This is a genomic window from Pseudomonas sp. A-RE-22, assembly GCF_019956035.1.
Classification (GTDB): domain Bacteria; phylum Pseudomonadota; class Gammaproteobacteria; order Pseudomonadales; family Pseudomonadaceae; genus Aquipseudomonas; species Aquipseudomonas brassicacearum.
Window position 1 is genome coordinate 15,079 of the sequence record NZ_JAHBCZ010000004.1, and the last position, 17,157, is coordinate 32,235.

Here is a 17,157-nt window from a genome sequence, read left to right on the forward strand (position 1 = left end):
CCTGTGCATAGGGTGCGGCATTAATAGCATTGGGCGGGTGACATCGCAAAGCCTAACGTGGGGCTACAAACAACAAGAGGACCCCGCCATGCGCATCGTAGACATTCGTGAAAAAACTGTTTCCATTGCCTCCCCAATCGCTAACGCCTACATCGACTTCTCGAAAATGACCTGCTCGGTTGTCGCTGTCATCACGGATGTGATTCGCGACGGAAAGCCTGTCATCGGCTACGGTTTCAATTCAAATGGTCGCTATGGCCAGGGCGCACTGATGCGTGATCGTTTCCTGGCGCGTATTACGGAAGCTGATCCAGACACGCTCATCGACCATGCCAACAACAACCTGGACCCGTTCGCCATCTGGAAAACCTTGATGACCAACGAAAAGCCAGGCGGCCATGGTGAGCGCTCGGTTGCCGTTGGCACCATCGACATGGCCGTATGGGATGCCGTCGCCAAGATTGAAGGCAAACCGCTGTATCGCCTGCTGGCCGACCGTTACCGTAACGGCGTGGCCGATGACAAGGTCTGGGTCTATGCAGCGGGCGGCTACTACTACCCAGGCAAAGACCAGACCAAGCTCAAGGCGGAAATGCAGAGCTATCTGGATCGTGGCTACGACGTCGTCAAGATGAAGATAGGCGCGGTGCCACTGGACGAAGATATCCGTCGCATCGAAGCGGTACTCGAAGTGGTTGGCGACGGTCGTCGACTGGCGGTCGATGCCAATGGTCGTTTCGATCTGCAGACCGGTATTGCTTACGCGCAAGCCATCAAGAAGTACAACCTCTTCTGGTACGAAGAGGTCGGCGATCCGCTTGACTACGCCTTGCAGGCTGAACTTGCAAATCACTATGAACTGCCCATGGCTACCGGGGAGAACCTGTTCTCCCATCAGGATGCGCGCAACCTGCTGCGCCACGGTGGCATGCGCCCTGATCGCGACTATCTCCAGTTCGACTGCGCGCTGTCCTACGGGCTCGTGGAGTACATGCGCACCCTCAAGGTGATGGAAGAAATGGGTTGGTCTTCTCGCCGCGTAGTTCCGCATGGCGGTCACCAGATGTCCCTGAACATCGCAGCAGGTCTGCACCTTGGGGGTAACGAATCGTACCCGGATGTGTTCCAGCCTTTCGGTGGCTTCGCTGACGGGATCCAGGTGGAAAACGGCTATGTCGGGCTGCCGGATATTCCAGGTGTTGGCTTCGAAGCCAAGTCCGCTTTGTACGCCGTAATGCGTGAGTTGGGCGAAGGCTGACCACCCTCGATCTGCGGTCTCTGTGAAAGAGGCCGCAGCACCAGGCAGGCGTCACCCACCAACGTCAAGCCACATGCCCATCACAAAAATAAAATGAGGTGCTTCCGTGGAAATCTCCAAATCCCGCTGGTATGGCCAGCTGTATGTGCAAGTACTCATCGGCATCGTGATCGGTGCAGCAATCGGTTACTTCCTGCCAGATATCGGAGCCAAGCTCCAGCCCTTTGCCGATGGCTTCATCAAACTGATCAAAATGCTGTTGGCGCCGATTATTTTCGGTACGGTCGTTGTCGGTATCGCCAAGATGGGCAGCATCAAAGAAGTCGGACGGATTGGCGTAAAAGCGCTGATCTACTTCGAGATTCTTTCAACCATCGCCCTGGTCGTTGGCCTTATTGTGGTCAATATCGTAAAGCCTGGCGTCGGTATGAACATCAACGCCAGCGCGCTTGATGGAAGTGCCATCAGCAAATACAGCCAAGCTGCCAGTGAGCAAGGCGGCGCCATCGATTTCTTTCTCAATATCATCCCGCAAACCTTCATCGGCGCCTTCTCCAATGGCGTGATGCTTCAGATCATCCTGCTTTCGGTATTGATGGGTATAGCCCTGGTTCAAATGGGCGAAACCAGCAAGCCGTTGATCAACACCATTGATCTGTTCCTGCAAGGCTTGTTCAAGGTCGTTGCAATGGTCATGCGCCTGGCTCCGATTGGTGCCGGTGCCGGCATGGCTTTCACTATCGGCAAGTACGGGATTGGGACCTTGCTGTCACTCGGCCAATTGCTGGTCGCGCTCTACATCACGACCTTGATTTTCATCGTGGTCGTGCTGGGTTCGGTTGCTCGATGGTCGGGCATGCCGCTGATGCAATTTCTTCGTTATTTCAAAGATGAGATTCTCATCACGCTTGGCACCTGCTCAACCGAAGCCGTACTGCCGCGAATGATGGTGAAGCTTGAAAAGCTTGGCTGCAAAAAATCCGTCGTAGGCATGGTGTTGCCAACCGGGTACACCTTCAATGCGGACGGCACCTGCATCTATCTCACCATGGCCGCCATCTTTATCGCCCAGGCGACCAATACGCCGCTGACATTTGTGGACCAGATGATTCTGCTGGGCGTATTCCTGCTGACCTCAAAAGGCTCGGCTGGCGTGGCGGGCGCGGGCTTCGTAACGCTTGCCGCAACGCTCACAACCATCCACTCCATTCCTCTGGTCGGCCTCGTTTTGCTCTTGGGGATTGACCGGTTCCTGAACGAAGCGCGGGCGGTGACCAACTTGATCGGTAACGGCATTGGCACCATCGCCATTGCCAAGTGGGACAACTCGTTCGATGTCGAGGCCTGCGAGCGTGAAATCGCCGCCATGAAACACAACAAGGCAGCAAGAAAGGCATTGCTGGCGCAAAAGTAGTCCGCAAAGCGCCCCGGTCATGCCACGCCGAGTACGGCATGACCGGCCGCAGTGCAGCGGCAATATCGGGTGTTTCATTTGAAATGACGGCCCTGATAGCCGGTCTACTTCCCTCCGGTCACATCCAGGAAGGTACCCGTCACAAACGAAGCATCCGGCCCCGCCAACCAGAGAATGGCCCTCGCCACCTCCTCCGGCTGGCCTCCACGCCCCATCGGGATCGTTTCCTTCACCCGGTCGACTCTGCCCGGCTCTCCGCCACTGGCATGCATCTGGGTGTAGATATGCCCGGGGCGAACGCAGTTGACCCGAATACCCTCCCGAGCCACTTCCTTGGCATAGCCCGTCGTGAACGTTTCTACCGCTCCCTTGGACGCCGCATAGTCCACGTATTCATTCGGACTACCGAGTCGGGCCGACGCCGAGGAGATGTTGATGACGGTACCGCCACGCCCGCCATAACGATAGGCCATGCGCCGGGTAGCCTGCTGCGCGCAGAGCATCGGGCCCAACGTGTTGACCGCAAATATTCGCTGCATGCGCTCGAAGCCGAGATCCTCCAAGCGAGACTGCTGTGCCAGGATCGAAGCGTTGTTGACCAGCACATCGATTCGTCCGAAGCGCAGGTCAACGGTGGCGAACAGTTCGGCGATCTGTGCCGGATCGGCGTTATCGGCACGTACCGCCAAGGCACGGGCGCCCCTGGCCTCGACCTGTTCTGCCACCGCCAACGCCGACGCTTGATCGGCGATGTAGGTCAGCACGACGTCGTAACCTTGCTCAGCGGCCAGCATGGCAGTCGCCGCCCCGATCCCGCGCCCGCCTCCGGTGATCAGGATCACCGGCTTTTGCGAATCATCATTCATGATCAATCCTCACGGCTAAATGAAAACAAGCAACGTCAACCGATAACCAGCGTACCGAGGGCAATGACTGCGCAGGACAGCAGCTTGCGCAAGGTCAATGCTTCGCCAAGAAATGCATATCCGATCAAAGCGGCGAACATGACGCTGGTTTCCCGCAGGGCGGACACCGCCCCCATCGGTGCATGGGCCATGGCATAGATCACGACCCCATAGGCCAGCAATGAAACCAGCCCGCCAGCGGAGGCCACGGCGATACCTGGCCGCAAGGCAAAGAGGCTTTTGGCGTCTCGCAGTCCGATATAAACCACGGGCATCATCACGCCCCACAACAGGCACATCCAGGCGGTGTAGGCCAATGGCGCCCCGGAGAGGCGAACGCCGATGCCATCGACCACGCTGTAAGCGGCAATGAAACAACCGGTTCCCAATGCGTAGGGCAAGTCAGGCAACGCCCGCCGGCGCCCGGTATAGGCCAGCGAGATGATTCCAGTCGACACCAACGCAACGCCTAGCAGCCCACTCGGCGACACCCGCTCACCGGCGAACACCGAAGCGGCCAGGACAATCAGGATTGGAGAGACACCGCGGGCAATGGGATAGGTCTGGCCCAGGTCTCCAGACTTGTAACTGCGCACCAGGAACAGGTTGTAACCCACGTGCAACACCGCGGACAGTCCGACGCAGAACCAGCTTGCACGGGCGGGCGGAGGCAGTAGCGCCGCCACGATGAGGCTCGCCAGGGCTATCGCCATGCACATGATGGTCATCGACCACAAACGGTCGGCGCCTCCGCGCAGCATGGCATTCCAACTGGCGTGCAGCAGCGCGGCGAACAAGACGAGGCAGATGATGTATAGAGGCATGCATCATCCTAGACCGCTCAAGTCAGGCTATAAAAGCAAAGTCTCTTCATCCAGGCATGAATAAAACCTCATGCATAAGCGTGTTGCGCACCTACGGCCTGCGTGACCAGCCAACGACGAAAGCTGGCAATATGAGGTTGAGTCTCGATCCCTTTGGGGCAGACAAAGTAATACGCCAGAGGGGATGCGAACGGCAGTTCGAAAAGTCTTTCAAGACGGCCGTCATTGAGCTCGGCCTCAACATGCCCACTGCGTGCCAGCGCGATACCTTGTCCCAACAGCGCCGCCTCGATGGTCATATTGGTGTCCGCGTAGCGAATGCTTTCCTTCAAGGTCGTGACCTCGACGCCCATCTGGGCAAACCACTGCTCCCATTTCGGCACCAGCGCTGCACCATCGCGCGTCAGCAGCGGATAGCGCAGCAATTCGGCGGCCGTTTGAGGCGTACCAAAGCGCGCAAGCAAAGCCGGGCTGGCGACAGGAAAAATCTGCTCGCGAAACAGAAACTCTGAAAACAGCGACGGGAAATGACCGCTGCCCAGGCGGATCGCAACGTCCGGGTCTGTCGTCGAGAAGTTAATGGCACTATCGGTACTGTCCAGCGTCAGCAGAATTTCCGGATGTGCTTGCGCCAGGTCCGGCAGCCTGGGCAGCAACCACTTCAAGGCAAAGGAATAGGTCGTGCTGACGCTCAGCCGCTGCCTGCCGTTTTGCTCTCGCAAATCGGCCAGGGTGGCCTCGAGCTTCATGAAGAACTCCCGCACGATGGGTGCAAGCGCGGCTCCCGCCGAGGTCAGGTGCAGCGAGCTGCTGCGATGAAACAGCTGCAATCCCCAGAGCTGTTCCAAATGCTTGAGCTGGTGGCTCACTGCGCTCTGTGTGACATGCAGCTCCTCTGCTGCCGCAGTGAACGTGGCGTGCCGGGTAGCGGCTTCAAAGGCCCGCAGGCTCGAAGAAGGAGGGAGGTTTCTCATGATGTTCCCTACTATGAGTAAGCGCTCATGCTAGCGCCTTTGCATCGCTCGTTGTAGGCACGCTGTTCGCCGACCGCTAACTTGAATGCTACACGTCTCTCTTCTTCAGGCTTTCGGGGCTGCCAGCGCATAACCCATCCATCACCAGGTCCATCAATCTGGCAAGACGTGAGCGCCATTCGCTCTGGGAATCTACTTGCCATATTCCGGCAGTGGCTAGAAAAAAGTCGTCGTGGGTAACCCCGCCACGAATCGTTCCGGCCTTTTCATTAGCCCTCAAAAGCAACTCGGCCGCTGCCTGGACTGGCGCGTATCCCGACTTCCCTGGGAACTCGTAAGTAGAGGCTGCTTGCCGTATCGCGGCCGCAAGTCCCGACTTTGTCATTGCATATTCAACGAGGCAGTCCATCCACTCTCGGAGGGCCTCCTTAGGGGGTTTTGTGGCGAGCAGTTGTTCCGCCAACGAGGCCACTTGCTGCATCTCAAATTGGTAGACCTCGAATACCAGCTCCTCTCTGCTGGCGAAATGGCGATAAAACGTGCCCTGCCCCACGCCGGCTTTCTTCGCGATCGCACTCAGCGGGACCGCGGGATCGAGTGTCAGTTCTGCCACTGCGACCTTCAGAATTCGTTCTCGGTTTTTCCTGGCGTCAGAACGCATCGCCAATTCGTCATTCCTGGGCAAAGTTTTTTCCTTCGCTGCATTGCAAAGCGGACAATTGTCCGGTAGTTTTTTTGTAAGTGGACATCTGTCCGCTTGAATACCCTTACCGGAGTTTACTATGAACAGCACAGGCAACACGATTCTGGTTACTGGCAGCACTTCAGGCATAGGCCTTGGCCTGGCGCTCAGGCTTCACAAGGCGGGAAACAACGTCATCATCGCGGGACGTCGCAAGGCGCTGCTCGACAAGATCATGTCGGAACATCCAGGTATTGAATCGGTATTGCTGGACGTCTGCGATCCACAATCCATACAGCGCACCAGCGAAGCGCTGGCGATCAGTCACCCGAATCTGAACGTGCTCATAAACAACGCTGGCATCATGCACTGGGAGGATCTTACCGATCCGCAAAACCTGAGCACCGCCGAAGACATCGTGACCACGAACTTGCTTGGCACGATTCGCATGGTCTACGCATTGACTCCCCAACTGATCAAGCAGCCCAGTGCAACGATCATCAATGTCAGCTCGGCTCTGGCATTCGTCCCGCTGCCTGCGACACCGACCTACAGCGCAACCAAAGCAGCCGTTCATTCGTTCACTCAAAGTCTTCGCGTGCAGCTGGAGGACTCGTCAGTCGAGGTTATCGAGCTTGCGCCACCGGGTGTGCGCACCACGTTGCTTGGGCAGGAAAATGACGAACACGCCATGCCTTTGGACGAGTTCTTGAATGAAATCTTCGAGCTACTCGAGAACACCCCGACCCCACGCGAACTTGTCGTCGAACGTGCCAAACCATTACGGTTTGCCGAAGCGAACGGTGCACATGATGAGGTATTGAACATGCTGGCGGGATACAAAGCACCGGCAGAATGATGTTAACCGTGTCGGCAGCACCTGCCTCGACGGCACCGCTTGTTTGAATAGCGCCTGAAGGAAATTCCTACTCAGTGTGGTTGATGTGTTGAGACATGTGCGCTAGCTTATCTAGCGCACTAGATAATAGCCGACTAGACAAATGCCAAAACAAGATGATTTCCAGAAACGCGAGGTAGGCCAGCAATTGTCTTTTGCTCTCTACAGCGCAGCGAACCGAATGGCGCGGCTGCATAAGCCGCTTTTGGAGCCGTTTGGCCTGACATTCCCCCAGTACCTTGTGATGCTGGAGCTTTTCACTGCTGAGCCTCGTGCCGTGGGAGATCTCGGTACAAAGCTCGGCATGGACACCGGCACCATCACGCCGCTTTTGAAGAGGCTGGAGCTGCTCGGCGTTGTGACTCGAACGCGTGACCGAACAGATGAGCGTCGCGTGCTCATCGCGCTCACTCGCGCAGGCGAGGCGCTTCGGCATGAGCTTTGGGGCGTTACTGAAAAGATTGAATCCGCCTGTCAGCTGACGCCTGGAGAATTGCTGGATCTTCGCGACACGCTCAATTCATTTGCACACCCAGCCAAACGGGTAACTGGATAGTTGTTGATATGCGAGGAGGTTATTGAAATGAAAATCGGAATTATTGGCGCAGGCAACATTGGGGCTACCCTTGCCCGTAAACTCGCTGCATGCGGCCACGAAGTTAAACTGGCAAACTCGAAGGCCCCTCAGAGCATTCAGAATCTTGCCAAAGGAATCGGTGTACAGGCGGTGACCAAGGAAGAGGCTGTGTCCGAGGTGGACGTTGTTATCCTCTCGATCCCCTTCGCTAAATACCCTGATCTCAAACAGACATTGAGTAATGCTCCCGAGAAAGTCGTCGTCATTGACACATCCAATTACTATCCCGGACGTGACGGAGCGATCAAAGAGGTTGACGACGGCAAACCCGAGAGTGTCTGGGTAAGCGAGCAAATTGGCCGTCCGGTCGTTAAGGCATGGAACGCCGTTCTCGCAGCGACGCTTGCCGACAAAGGCCAACCCGCCGGGTCTTTAGCCCGCATCGCCTTGCCTGTAGCTGGGAATGACATCAAGGCTGAGGCAATCGCGCAGGATCTTGTCGAGGATACCGGCTTCACCGCGCTTGCCGCTGGTAGCCTCGAGAGCTCGTGGCATCAGCAACCAGGCACGCCTGCGTACTGCACGGAACTCACGTTGCCGGAGCTGAAATCGGCTTTATGTGCAGCTGATCAAATGAGAGCGCCTCGAAACCGGGACACGCTTCTGGCCAAGTTCATGGCTCCCGGCAGTCAGTTCACACATGAGCAAATTGTCGCCATGAATCGTGCAATGACAGTCTGACGATCGGATCAGGGGGGACCTCGCCTAAAGCCCCGCCTAAATAAAAAGAGGGTCTAAGCGTTGTGACGATCCGAGGCGAAAGCAGGCTCAGCCATCGGCGCGTTTTGACTGACAGCAACCGGCTGTGGACTCAATCAGTCGACACGACAGATAGGCCCAATAGTACAGCGTTAGTATTGCTGTAAATGCTGGAGCTTTAAGCCTGGTCTATCGCTCTTGTTCGCCATCAGTGTCCGTTAGTGCTTAACGCGAAAAACAATCAAACCGGGGCTTTTAAGTCCACGCCCAGTGCCTGGGCAAATGCCTTGACCAGGGGACTGCGCACAATGTTATGGCGCAGTATCAGACTGAACGGCGTGACGATGTTGAACAGGTCCGGGCGCACCGCGCGAAACTCTCCCCGCGCCACCATCGACGCGGCGTAATGCTGGGGCAGGAACCCCAGGAAACGCCCCGTCTTGATCAGCAGTGCAACGGCCTCCACCTGGGTTGCCGAGGCGGAAAAGCTGTCGTAGTGGGCAAATTTCAGTTTGTCGCGATGAATCGCGTAGCGATGGTTGATGCACTCGTAATCCTTGAGCACATTTTCCCCCATGTCCGCGTCCGCCATGGAGAACAGCGGGTGGCCGAGCGCGCAATAAACCTCCGAGCGCTCTTCATATAACGCGTAGTAATCAAACTCTTCGCGCTTCTGATAAATCGGCACAATTCCCGCCACCAATCGCCCCTCGACGACACCTCTTTCAACCTCATCAAGTTGCGTGGCCTGAAGTTGAAACCTGACCTTGGGCGACTGTTCATTTATACGCTTAAGCGCGGCAACTAACGGTGAATTATCGTCGGAGATTGTATTGTCGACAACCCCCACACCAAGATCGCCGACAAGTTCATTTTGCGCGGAACTAAGACGGTCGCGAAAGTTGTCGACCGAGGCAAATAAATCTATTGACGCCTGATACACCAGACGCCCTTCTTCTGTCAGGTGAAAGCCCTCTCGACCCCGCGTGCAAAGGCGCATGCCGATACGAATCTCCAGGTCGGAAATCTGTTTGCTGATGGCTGCCAGCCCCACATTCAGCTCATTTTGCGCAGCACTGAAGCCTCCTGCCTCGACCACGGCCTTGAACACTTTGAGCAGTTTGAAGTCCAGCCCACTGAGGGCTAACGGTGCCCGTTGCTGAGGTTTCGGCGGCGGGTTTCCGGAATTGGAAAGTGGGGTTTCCATAATGCTTATTTACCTCTGGCGCCCTATTCAACAATCTGTGTCCAACAACAAAAAAAATAGCTGGCCTAATAATAATGAACACAGAAAAGCAGGCTTGGCAACCGCCGATAAATCCCCGGTATCAGTGCCAAACCACTGATCTCGAAACATTAAAAGCTGACACTTCGATCAGCTCTCGCTCCGTTGCAACTGCCCCCTTGAAAACTGCTCTGGCCTGATTTCGCTCGCCTATTTTTCAGCGACGTTTTGGCCTGGATTACCCATTTCAGTTCGCGTTACCGACGAGGAAAACAACAATGTCCCAACCCACCGACCGTCTCTGGGGTGCTCGCTTCAAAAGCGGCCCTTCCGAAGCCTTGGCGGCCCTGTCCCGTTGCCCTGAACGCTACTTCCGACTGACCCCGTACGACCTGGCCGGCTCCAAGGCCCATGCCCGGGAATTGCAGCGCGCCGGGCTGCTGAGCGAGCAGGAAACCCTGACCATGCTCGACGCCCTGGAACGCATCGGCGCGGATTTTCGCGCTGGCAGCATCGCCCCGACCCTGGATGACGAAGACGTCCACACCTTCATCGAGCGCCTGCTGACCGAACGCCTCGGCGCCCTGGGTGGCAAGCTGCGTGCCGGTCGTTCGCGCAACGACCAGACCGCCAACGACCTGCGGCTGTTCCTGCGTGACCACGTGCGCACCCTGGCCGTTGAAGTGCTGGGTTTGCAGCAGGCATTGGTGGACCAGGCCGAACAACACATCGAGAGCATCTGCCCCGGCTTCACCCACCTGCAACAGGCACAACCGATCGTGTTTGCTCATCACCTGCTGGCCCACGCCCAGTCGATGCTGCGCGACGTGCAGCGCCTGGTGGACTGGGACGTGCGTACGTCACTGTCGCCACTGGGTGCGGCGGCCATGGCTGGCTCGGCTATCGCGCGTCTGCCTCAGCAATCGGCGAAGGAAATGGGCTACAGCGGTGTTTGCGAAAACTCCATCGACGCCGTGGCCAGCCGCGATCACGTCGCCGAGTTCCTGTTCATCGCCAGCATGCTCGGCATCAATATCTCGCGCCTGGCCGAAGAGTTTTGCCTGTGGTCGTCGCGGCAGTTCCGCTGGGTCGCGCTGGATGACGCCTACGCCACCGGCAGTTCGATCATGCCGCAGAAAAAGAATCCGGACATCGCCGAACTGGCACGGGGCAAGGCGGGACGCCTGATCGGCAACCTGACCGGCCTGCTGTCCACCCTCAAATCCTTGCCACTGTCCTACAACCGCGACTTGAGCGAAGACAAGAACGGCGTGCTCGACAGCGTCGACACCCTGCTGCTGGTGCTGCCGGCCATGGCCGGAATGGTTGCGACCATGAAGGTCAACGTCGAAGAACTGCGTCGCCAGGCACCGCTGGGCTTCACCCTCGCCACCGAAGTCGCCGATTGGCTGGCGGTGCGCGGCGTGCCGTTCAAGGAAGCTCACGAGATCACCGGTGCGTTGGTCCAGGCTTGCGAGAAACACGACATCGAATTGTGGGAAGCCTCCCCCGCGCTGCTGGCGGAAATCGACCCGCGCCTCACACCGCAAGTACGCGAAAGCCTGACCCTCGAAGCCGCCATCGCTGCCCGCAGCGGCTGGGGCGGGACCGCGCCACAACAGGTGCGCGAACAGATCGGCCGGCTGAAAACCGCCCTCGCCGCCCAGCAGCAATGGACCGAGGACTATCAGGGCTTCCGCCTCTGAAGCTGCACACAAAACCTGTGGGAGCGAGCTTGCTCGCGATTACGGTTTCACATTCAACATCAACGTGGACTGACCCACCGCTATCGCGAGCAAGCTCGCTCCCACAGCGATAGCGCCGAAACCGAGTATGGAGAACCAAACATGAGCCAGACACAGGCAGAACGACTCCAGGCGGAGCGCAAGCTGGCGGAAAACCAGTTCGACATCACCCAGTACGATCATGTGCCCCGGCGCTACTACGGGCGGATCTTCTTCGCCACGGTGATCGTCATCGCACTCATCGGCCTGGTGCGCGCCTTCGCCGAAGGCAAGATCGAATGGTCGTACATCGGCCAGTTCCTGACCTCCCAGGCGATCATGTGGGGCTTGCTCAATACCATCGTCATGGCGGTGCTGGCGATGGCGCTAGGGATCGTGTTCGGCGTGATCACCGCGATCATGCGCATGTCGGCCAACCCGATCCTGCGCTATGTGGCGCTGACCTACACCTGGCTGTTTCGCGGTACGCCGCTGATCCTGCAACTGCTGTTGTGGTTCAACCTGGCGCTGATCTTTCCCACTATCGGTATCCCGGGCCTTTTCGAAATGGACACCGTGAGCCTGATGAGCCCATTCGTGGCGGCCCTGCTTGGCTTGAGCATCAACCAGGGTGCCTACACCGCCGAAGTGGTGCGTGCCGGCCTGCTCTCGGTGGACACCGGGCAGTATGAAGCCGCCAAGTCGATCGGCATGCCGAGCCTGCAAGCGCTGCGTCGGATCATCCTGCCCCAGGCCATGCGCATCATCATTCCACCGGTGGGCAACGAGTTCATCGGCATGGTGAAAATGACCTCGCTGGCGAGCGTCATCCAGTACTCGGAACTGCTCTACAACGCCCAGAACATCTACTACGCCAACGCCCGCGTGATGGAGCTGCTGATCGTCGCCGGTATCTGGTACCTGGCCACCGTCACTGTCCTGTCCTTTGGTCAAAGCCGCCTGGAGCGTCGTTTCGCCCGCGGTGCCGGCAAGCGTTCTTGAGGAGCCCCACATGAGAAGCATCGTCAAGGCCGTGAGCCTGAATAAATATTACGACCAGTTCCACGCACTCAAGGACATCGACATCGAAGTCGAGCAAGGCGAAGTGCTGTGCATCATCGGCCCGTCCGGCTCGGGCAAGAGCACCTTGCTGCGCTGCGTCAACCAGCTGGAAAAAATCGACAAAGGCGGCCTGTGGGTCGACGGCGAACTGGTGGGTTACCGGATCGTCGGCAACAAGCTGCACGAACTCAACGAAACGCAGATCGCCCGCCAACGCCTGTCCACCGGCATGGTGTTCCAGCGTTTCAACCTGTTCCCGCACATGACCGTGCTGCAGAACATCATCGAAGGGCCGTGCCAGGTACTCAAGCGTTCACCCAAAGAGGCGAATGAAGAAGCCCTGGAGCTGCTCGCCCGCGTCGGCCTGGCTGACAAGCGCAACAGCTACCCGATCGAGCTTTCGGGTGGCCAGCAGCAACGCGTCGCCATTGCTCGCGCATTGGCCATGCGTCCCAAGCTGATGCTGTTCGATGAACCCACTTCGGCACTCGACCCGGAACTGGTCGGTGAGGTGCTGTCGGTGATGCGCGATCTGGCGCAGACCGGCATGACCATGATCGTCGTCACCCATGAACTTGGCTTCGCTCGCGAGGTTTCCAACCGCATGGTGTTCATGGACGGCGGGCAGATCGTGGAGGCTGGAAGCCCCGAAGAAATACTAATAAGTCCGCAAAACCCTCGCACCCAAAGCTTCATTTCTGCCGTTCGAACCTAAGCGCCCGTTGGCGCTCACAACACTCAAAAGAGAACGACCATGAAGAACTTCGTTATTCCAGCATTGCTCGCAGGCGTTATGGCATCCGGCTTCACCTTCGCCGCCGAGTTGCCGGCCAGCATCAAGGCCAAGGGCGAGATCGTCGTAGCGATCATGCCGAACTACCCGCCGATGGATTTCAAGGACCCGGCCACCAACACCCTCACCGGCCTGGACTACGACCTGGGCAATGCCCTGGCCGAACGCCTGGGCGTGAAGATCAAGTGGCAGGAAACCGGCTTCGAACAAATGATCAACGCCCTGACCACCGACCGCGTGGACATGGTGCTGTCGGGCATGACCGACACCGCCGAACGTCAGGCCAGCGTGACCTTCATCGACTACTTCACCAGCGGTCCGCAGTTCTACACCCTGCAGAAAAACAAGGACACCAACGAGATCGTCGACCTGTGCGGCAAGAAGGTCGGCACCAGTCGCCGCACCACCTTCCCGACGGAAATCGCCGAGTGGAGCAAGGCCAACTGTGAAGCCGCCGGCAAGCCTGCGATCAATGTGATCGGCACCGAAGGCTCGGCCGACGCCCGTGCGCAACTGCGCCAGAGCCGCATCGACGCGGCCATGCAGGGCAGCGAAACCCTGCCCTACCTCAAGACCCAGGAAAAGGACATGTACAAGACCGTCGGCCTGCCGATCTCCAAGCAGTTCAGCGGGATGGGTGTGAGCAAGAAAAAACCCGAACTCAGCGAAGCGGTGAAAGTTGCGCTGCAGAGCATGATCGATGACGGCAGCTACCAGGCGATCCTGAAGAAGTGGGACTTGGAACTGGGTGCGATCAAGACCGTGACCATCAACGCCGGGAAGTAACCGCGCAGGCAACCTGAATCCAATGTGGGAGCGAGCATGCTCGCGAAAGCGGTGTATCAGCCGGCGCAGATGTTGAATGTGCCGGCTTCATCGCGAGCAAGCTCGCTCCCACAGGGATGGGTTGTGTATTTGAAAGATTATTGGAGCACTACAGATGTCCTCCTCACCCCAACCCACCTGGCCTGACGAATACAAGGCCTGCCTGGCCCTGGCCTTCGACCTCGATGGCCCGACCGGTGACGCCATGCTCAACGGCTCGATCTGGCGCAAGCCCGAGTATTTCGGTTTCGGTGGCTATGGCCCTTACCGGGCGCTACCACGCCTGCTCGATCTGCTCGACGAGTTCCGTATCCCGACGACATTCTTCGTGCCGGCCTGGGTCGTAGAGAACTGGCCGAGACAGTGCCAGGCGATTGTCGAGCGCGGGCATGAGGTGGCTTATCACGGCTACAAACACGAATCTTTTTACGCCCTGACGCTGGATCAGCAAAAAGAGGTGATGAACACCTCCCGCGAGGTGTTCTGGAAACACCTGAACATTCGCGCCGAAGGTTTTCGTACGCCGTCCGGCGACTGGCGTGCCGAAACCCCGGCAATGCTGGTGGAGGCCGGTGTTACCTACTCCAGCAGCATGCGCGGTGATGATCGACCGTACCTGGTGAACGTACCGGGGTTCGATACGCCGCTGGTGGAAATCCCTGGCCGCTGGGAAATGGACGACTACGCCTCCCTCGCCTACACCCGCGCGCCGAACTTCCCATCCGGGCTGGACCGCACGGCCAGCTACGCGCTGACCTTGGATAACTGGTGCCGCGAATACGACGGCGCGATGGACGAAGGGTTATGCCTGACCACCCTGTTCCACCCCAAGATTACCGGTAAGCCGGGGCGCATCCTGCTGCTGGAAAAACTCTTCGAACACATGCGCCAGCGCGACGACGTGTGGTTCGCCACCTGCCGCGACGTCGCCCAGTGGTGGCTGAAGGAGCATCACCATGGCTGATTCCACTCTCTGGCCCAAAGGCTATCGCTGCGCCGTGGTACTGACCGTCGATTACAACGACATCCACGGCATCCTGACCCAAGCCCCGGAAGTCGCCGGACGTGACAAGACCTTGTCGGTATGGCGCTACGGCACCCAACGCGGCGTGGAGCGGTTGCTCGGCCTGTTCAAGGAACTCAGGGTCTCCAGCAGTTGGTTTGTCCCCGGTATCGTTGCGCAGGAAAACCCCGAACACATTCAGGCGATCCAGGCCGACGGCCATGAAATCGCCTGCGCTGGCTATCGTCATCAGGACTACGACACGCTGGACCTGGCCGCGCAAAGCGATGACATCGCCAAGGGCTGTGAGGCCCTGGCCGGGCTGACCGGCCAGCGTCCGCTCGGCTTTAGAATCCCGGCGGGCAATGGTGCGCCGGGGTTCATCGAGGCCTTGAAAGCCCAGGGCATTCATTGGTCCTCGTCATGGCGCGGCGATGACTTGCCATTCGCTCACCCGACGGCACCCAGCGTCATTGAACTGCCTCTGCATTATGAACTGGAAGACGAGCCTTACTTCGCCTTCAACTTGAGCCCGGCGGTGCCGCCGGGGCAATCGCGGATCGCGTCCTACAGCCACACCTTGGGCAATCTGCAAATGGACTTCGCCGGGTTTCATCGCTTTGGCCTGTGCTACGTGCTTCGCCTGCACCCGGAAATCATCGCCACGCCGGGACGGATAGGCGTGTTGCGCGAGTTGATCGAGGGCATTCAACAGCACGATGACGTGTGGATCGCCACGGGTGCCGAGGTCGCGCAGTGGTGGGCAGAAACCGCAACGCCGGTCGCCGAGGATCATCCGGCGTCAGTTTACGAGCGACATTATCGGGATTACGTTTTATGAGCGAACGTCTGCAACGTGTCGCGCATTTCTGTGTGGACCTGCGGTTTGAAGATTTGCCGCCTGCGTTGGTAGCGCAAGCCAAGCGGCACATTCTCGATACGTTCGGCGCCACGCTGGCCGGAGCTGATAGCGGTGTCGCAGAACAGGCGCGCAAGGTGTTTGTCGGTGAAACGGGTGAGGTGTCGGTTTGGGGCACTGATCTGCAGGTTGGCGCGGTTCAGGCAGCAATGCTTAACGGTGTTGCCGCCCATGCCCTGGAGCTGGACGACACCGGTGGCTGCGATCATTCCGGTGCCGTTGTGCTGCCAGCGGTGATGGCGGCAGTCTCGCAGCTTGCACGGCCAGTGAGTGGTCGTGAGCTCATCAGCGCCGTAGTGATCGGCTATGAAGTGGGCCGTCGGGTGCTCGAAGCATGCGGTGGCTATTCAGCCCACAACGGCGCCGGTTGGCATTCCACCGCGACCTGTGGAGTGTTCGGTGCGGCAGCAGCCAGCGCGCGGATCCTGGGCCTGGATGCGCGGCAAACCCTCGCGGCGCTAGGCATTGCCGGCAGCTTCAGCGGTGGCCTGTGGGCCTTCATCCACGACGGCTCGCAAAGCAAGAAGCTGCACAGCGGACGTGCCGCAGAAGGTGGGCTACTGGCGGCGCGGTTTGCCCAACAGGGCATCAGCGGGCCGACGCAGTTGTTCGATGAGGTCTGGGGTGGTTTTTTGAAAACCCTCGCCCCGAAGACCTCCATGCCCGAAGCGCTGGATGCGGACCTCGGTGTGGCCTGGAAGCTCGCCCGCTGCTCGATCAAACCCTATGCCTCCTGCCGCGGGACCCATTCGGCCATCGACGCCCTGGGGCTGCTGCTGGATCAATTGAATGCACAGGTCGACCAGGTTGAAGACGTGCAGGTGCGGCTGAGCGGGTTTCTTCACAACATGTGTGGCGGCCGGGACGTCAGCACCCTTGCAGCGGCGCAAATGAGCCTGTCATATGCCTTGGCCGCACGACTGGTGCAAGGGCATTGTCGATTGCAGGCGTATGACGATTCACAACGTAACGATCCGCGCATGACCCAATGGCTGTCGCGCATTCACCTTGAAGTCGACCCGCGCCTGTCCGAGGATGGCGAGCCCATGGTGACGCTGCGGACCGTGGATAGCCGGCAGGCGAGCTTGTGCGTAGAAGTGCCATTGGGCGCACCAGGCAATCCGCTGACCGATGTGGCGCTGGAACAGAAGTTTTTCAGCCTGGCGATGCGGGTGATGCCGCGGGAACAGGCTGAAGGACTGCTGGAGCAACTGCGGCGCATTGAAGAACTGCAATCGGTACGCACACTGGATCGGTGGCTTGTCCGCGATAGCCGCGACGCGGTATTGCGGCGAACGCCAAACATCTGAATAAG

General features: G+C 58.6%; 17 protein-coding genes. 12 read left to right on the plus strand and 5 right to left on the minus strand.

Annotation, left to right across the window (positions count from 1 at the left end):
- Window positions 1-88: 88 nt before the first annotated feature.
- On the plus strand, window positions 89-1,258 hold the full coding sequence (locus KGA89_RS02405; protein ID WP_027912404.1) for a mandelate racemase/muconate lactonizing enzyme family protein: 1,170 nt from the start codon (window positions 89-91) through the stop codon (window positions 1,256-1,258).
- A 106-nt stretch (window positions 1,259-1,364) separates the two neighbouring features.
- Entirely contained in the window at window positions 1,365-2,672 is a 1,308-nt protein-coding gene (dctA, locus tag KGA89_RS02410; RefSeq protein ID WP_223470439.1) for a C4-dicarboxylate transporter DctA, read from the plus strand.
- 104 nt (window positions 2,673-2,776) lie between these two features.
- Here the strand turns inward: dctA and KGA89_RS02415 are convergent, their stop codons facing one another.
- The 4 genes from KGA89_RS02415 to KGA89_RS02430 all read right to left on the minus strand — a co-directional run bounded on the left by KGA89_RS02415 (window position 2,777) and on the right by KGA89_RS02430 (window position 6,036).
- Window positions 2,777-3,538, minus strand: coding sequence for an SDR family oxidoreductase (locus KGA89_RS02415; RefSeq protein ID WP_027912406.1), 762 nt, complete (start codon window positions 3,536-3,538; stop codon window positions 2,777-2,779).
- Window positions 3,539-3,573: 35 nt separating this feature from the next.
- Window positions 3,574-4,401 carry a DMT family transporter gene (locus KGA89_RS02420; protein ID WP_223470441.1) on the minus strand — a complete coding sequence of 276 codons (828 nt, stop codon included), beginning with the start codon at window positions 4,399-4,401 and terminating at the stop codon, window positions 3,574-3,576.
- Window positions 4,402-4,469: 68 nt separating this feature from the next.
- The gene (gene gcvA, locus KGA89_RS02425) at window positions 4,470-5,375 is read right to left on the minus strand and encodes a transcriptional regulator GcvA (RefSeq protein ID WP_013692953.1); all 906 of its coding nucleotides are present in this window, start codon (window positions 5,373-5,375) and stop codon (window positions 4,470-4,472) included.
- An 88-nt stretch (window positions 5,376-5,463) separates the two neighbouring features.
- On the minus strand, window positions 5,464-6,036 hold the full coding sequence (locus KGA89_RS02430) for a TetR/AcrR family transcriptional regulator (RefSeq protein ID WP_027912408.1): 573 nt from the start codon (window positions 6,034-6,036) through the stop codon (window positions 5,464-5,466).
- Window positions 6,037-6,157: 121 nt separating this feature from the next.
- Here KGA89_RS02430 and KGA89_RS02435 point away from each other — a divergent pair, with 121 nt between their 5' ends.
- From KGA89_RS02435 to KGA89_RS02445, 3 genes are all read left to right on the plus strand, one after another.
- A complete protein-coding gene (locus tag KGA89_RS02435; RefSeq protein ID WP_027912409.1) occupies window positions 6,158-6,916 on the plus strand; it encodes an SDR family oxidoreductase in 759 nt (252 codons plus the stop codon).
- A 142-nt stretch (window positions 6,917-7,058) separates the two neighbouring features.
- Entirely contained in the window at window positions 7,059-7,511 is a 453-nt protein-coding gene (locus tag KGA89_RS02440) for a MarR family winged helix-turn-helix transcriptional regulator (RefSeq protein ID WP_027912410.1), read from the plus strand.
- Between the two features lie 21 nt (window positions 7,512-7,532).
- Window positions 7,533-8,273 (plus strand): NADPH-dependent F420 reductase, encoded by a 741-nt coding sequence (locus KGA89_RS02445; RefSeq protein ID WP_317846359.1) that lies wholly within the window; start codon window positions 7,533-7,535, stop codon window positions 8,271-8,273.
- A gap of 259 nt (window positions 8,274-8,532) precedes the next feature.
- Here KGA89_RS02445 and KGA89_RS02450 read toward each other — a convergent pair whose 3' ends face one another.
- Entirely contained in the window at window positions 8,533-9,498 is a 966-nt protein-coding gene (locus KGA89_RS02450) for a LysR family transcriptional regulator (protein WP_027912412.1), read from the minus strand.
- 296 nt (window positions 9,499-9,794) lie between these two features.
- Here KGA89_RS02450 and argH point away from each other — a divergent pair, with 296 nt between their 5' ends.
- The 7 genes from argH to KGA89_RS02485 all read left to right on the plus strand — a co-directional run bounded on the left by argH (window position 9,795) and on the right by KGA89_RS02485 (window position 17,152).
- Complete coding sequence (argH, locus tag KGA89_RS02455; protein ID WP_003200531.1) at window positions 9,795-11,222, plus strand: argininosuccinate lyase; 1,428 nt, start codon at window positions 9,795-9,797, stop codon at window positions 11,220-11,222.
- A 141-nt stretch (window positions 11,223-11,363) separates the two neighbouring features.
- Window positions 11,364-12,242, plus strand: coding sequence for an amino acid ABC transporter permease (locus KGA89_RS02460; protein WP_223470443.1), 879 nt, complete (start codon window positions 11,364-11,366; stop codon window positions 12,240-12,242).
- Between the two features lie 10 nt (window positions 12,243-12,252).
- Window positions 12,253-13,017 (plus strand): amino acid ABC transporter ATP-binding protein, encoded by a 765-nt coding sequence (locus tag KGA89_RS02465; RefSeq protein WP_003200528.1) that lies wholly within the window; start codon window positions 12,253-12,255, stop codon window positions 13,015-13,017.
- 39 nt (window positions 13,018-13,056) lie between these two features.
- Window positions 13,057-13,881, plus strand: a complete 825-nt coding sequence (locus KGA89_RS02470; protein WP_003200526.1) for an ABC transporter substrate-binding protein — start codon at window positions 13,057-13,059, stop codon at window positions 13,879-13,881.
- Window positions 13,882-14,035: 154 nt separating this feature from the next.
- Window positions 14,036-14,884, plus strand: a complete 849-nt coding sequence (locus KGA89_RS02475) for a polysaccharide deacetylase family protein (protein ID WP_223470445.1) — start codon at window positions 14,036-14,038, stop codon at window positions 14,882-14,884.
- Window positions 14,877-15,764 carry a polysaccharide deacetylase family protein gene (locus KGA89_RS02480; protein WP_027912414.1) on the plus strand — a complete coding sequence of 296 codons (888 nt, stop codon included), beginning with the start codon at window positions 14,877-14,879 and terminating at the stop codon, window positions 15,762-15,764. The genes KGA89_RS02475 and KGA89_RS02480 overlap by 8 nt, the downstream gene beginning before the upstream one ends.
- On the plus strand, window positions 15,761-17,152 hold the full coding sequence (locus KGA89_RS02485) for an MmgE/PrpD family protein (RefSeq protein ID WP_223470447.1): 1,392 nt from the start codon (window positions 15,761-15,763) through the stop codon (window positions 17,150-17,152). The genes KGA89_RS02480 and KGA89_RS02485 overlap by 4 nt, the downstream gene beginning before the upstream one ends.
- Window positions 17,153-17,157: the final 5 nt, after the last annotated feature.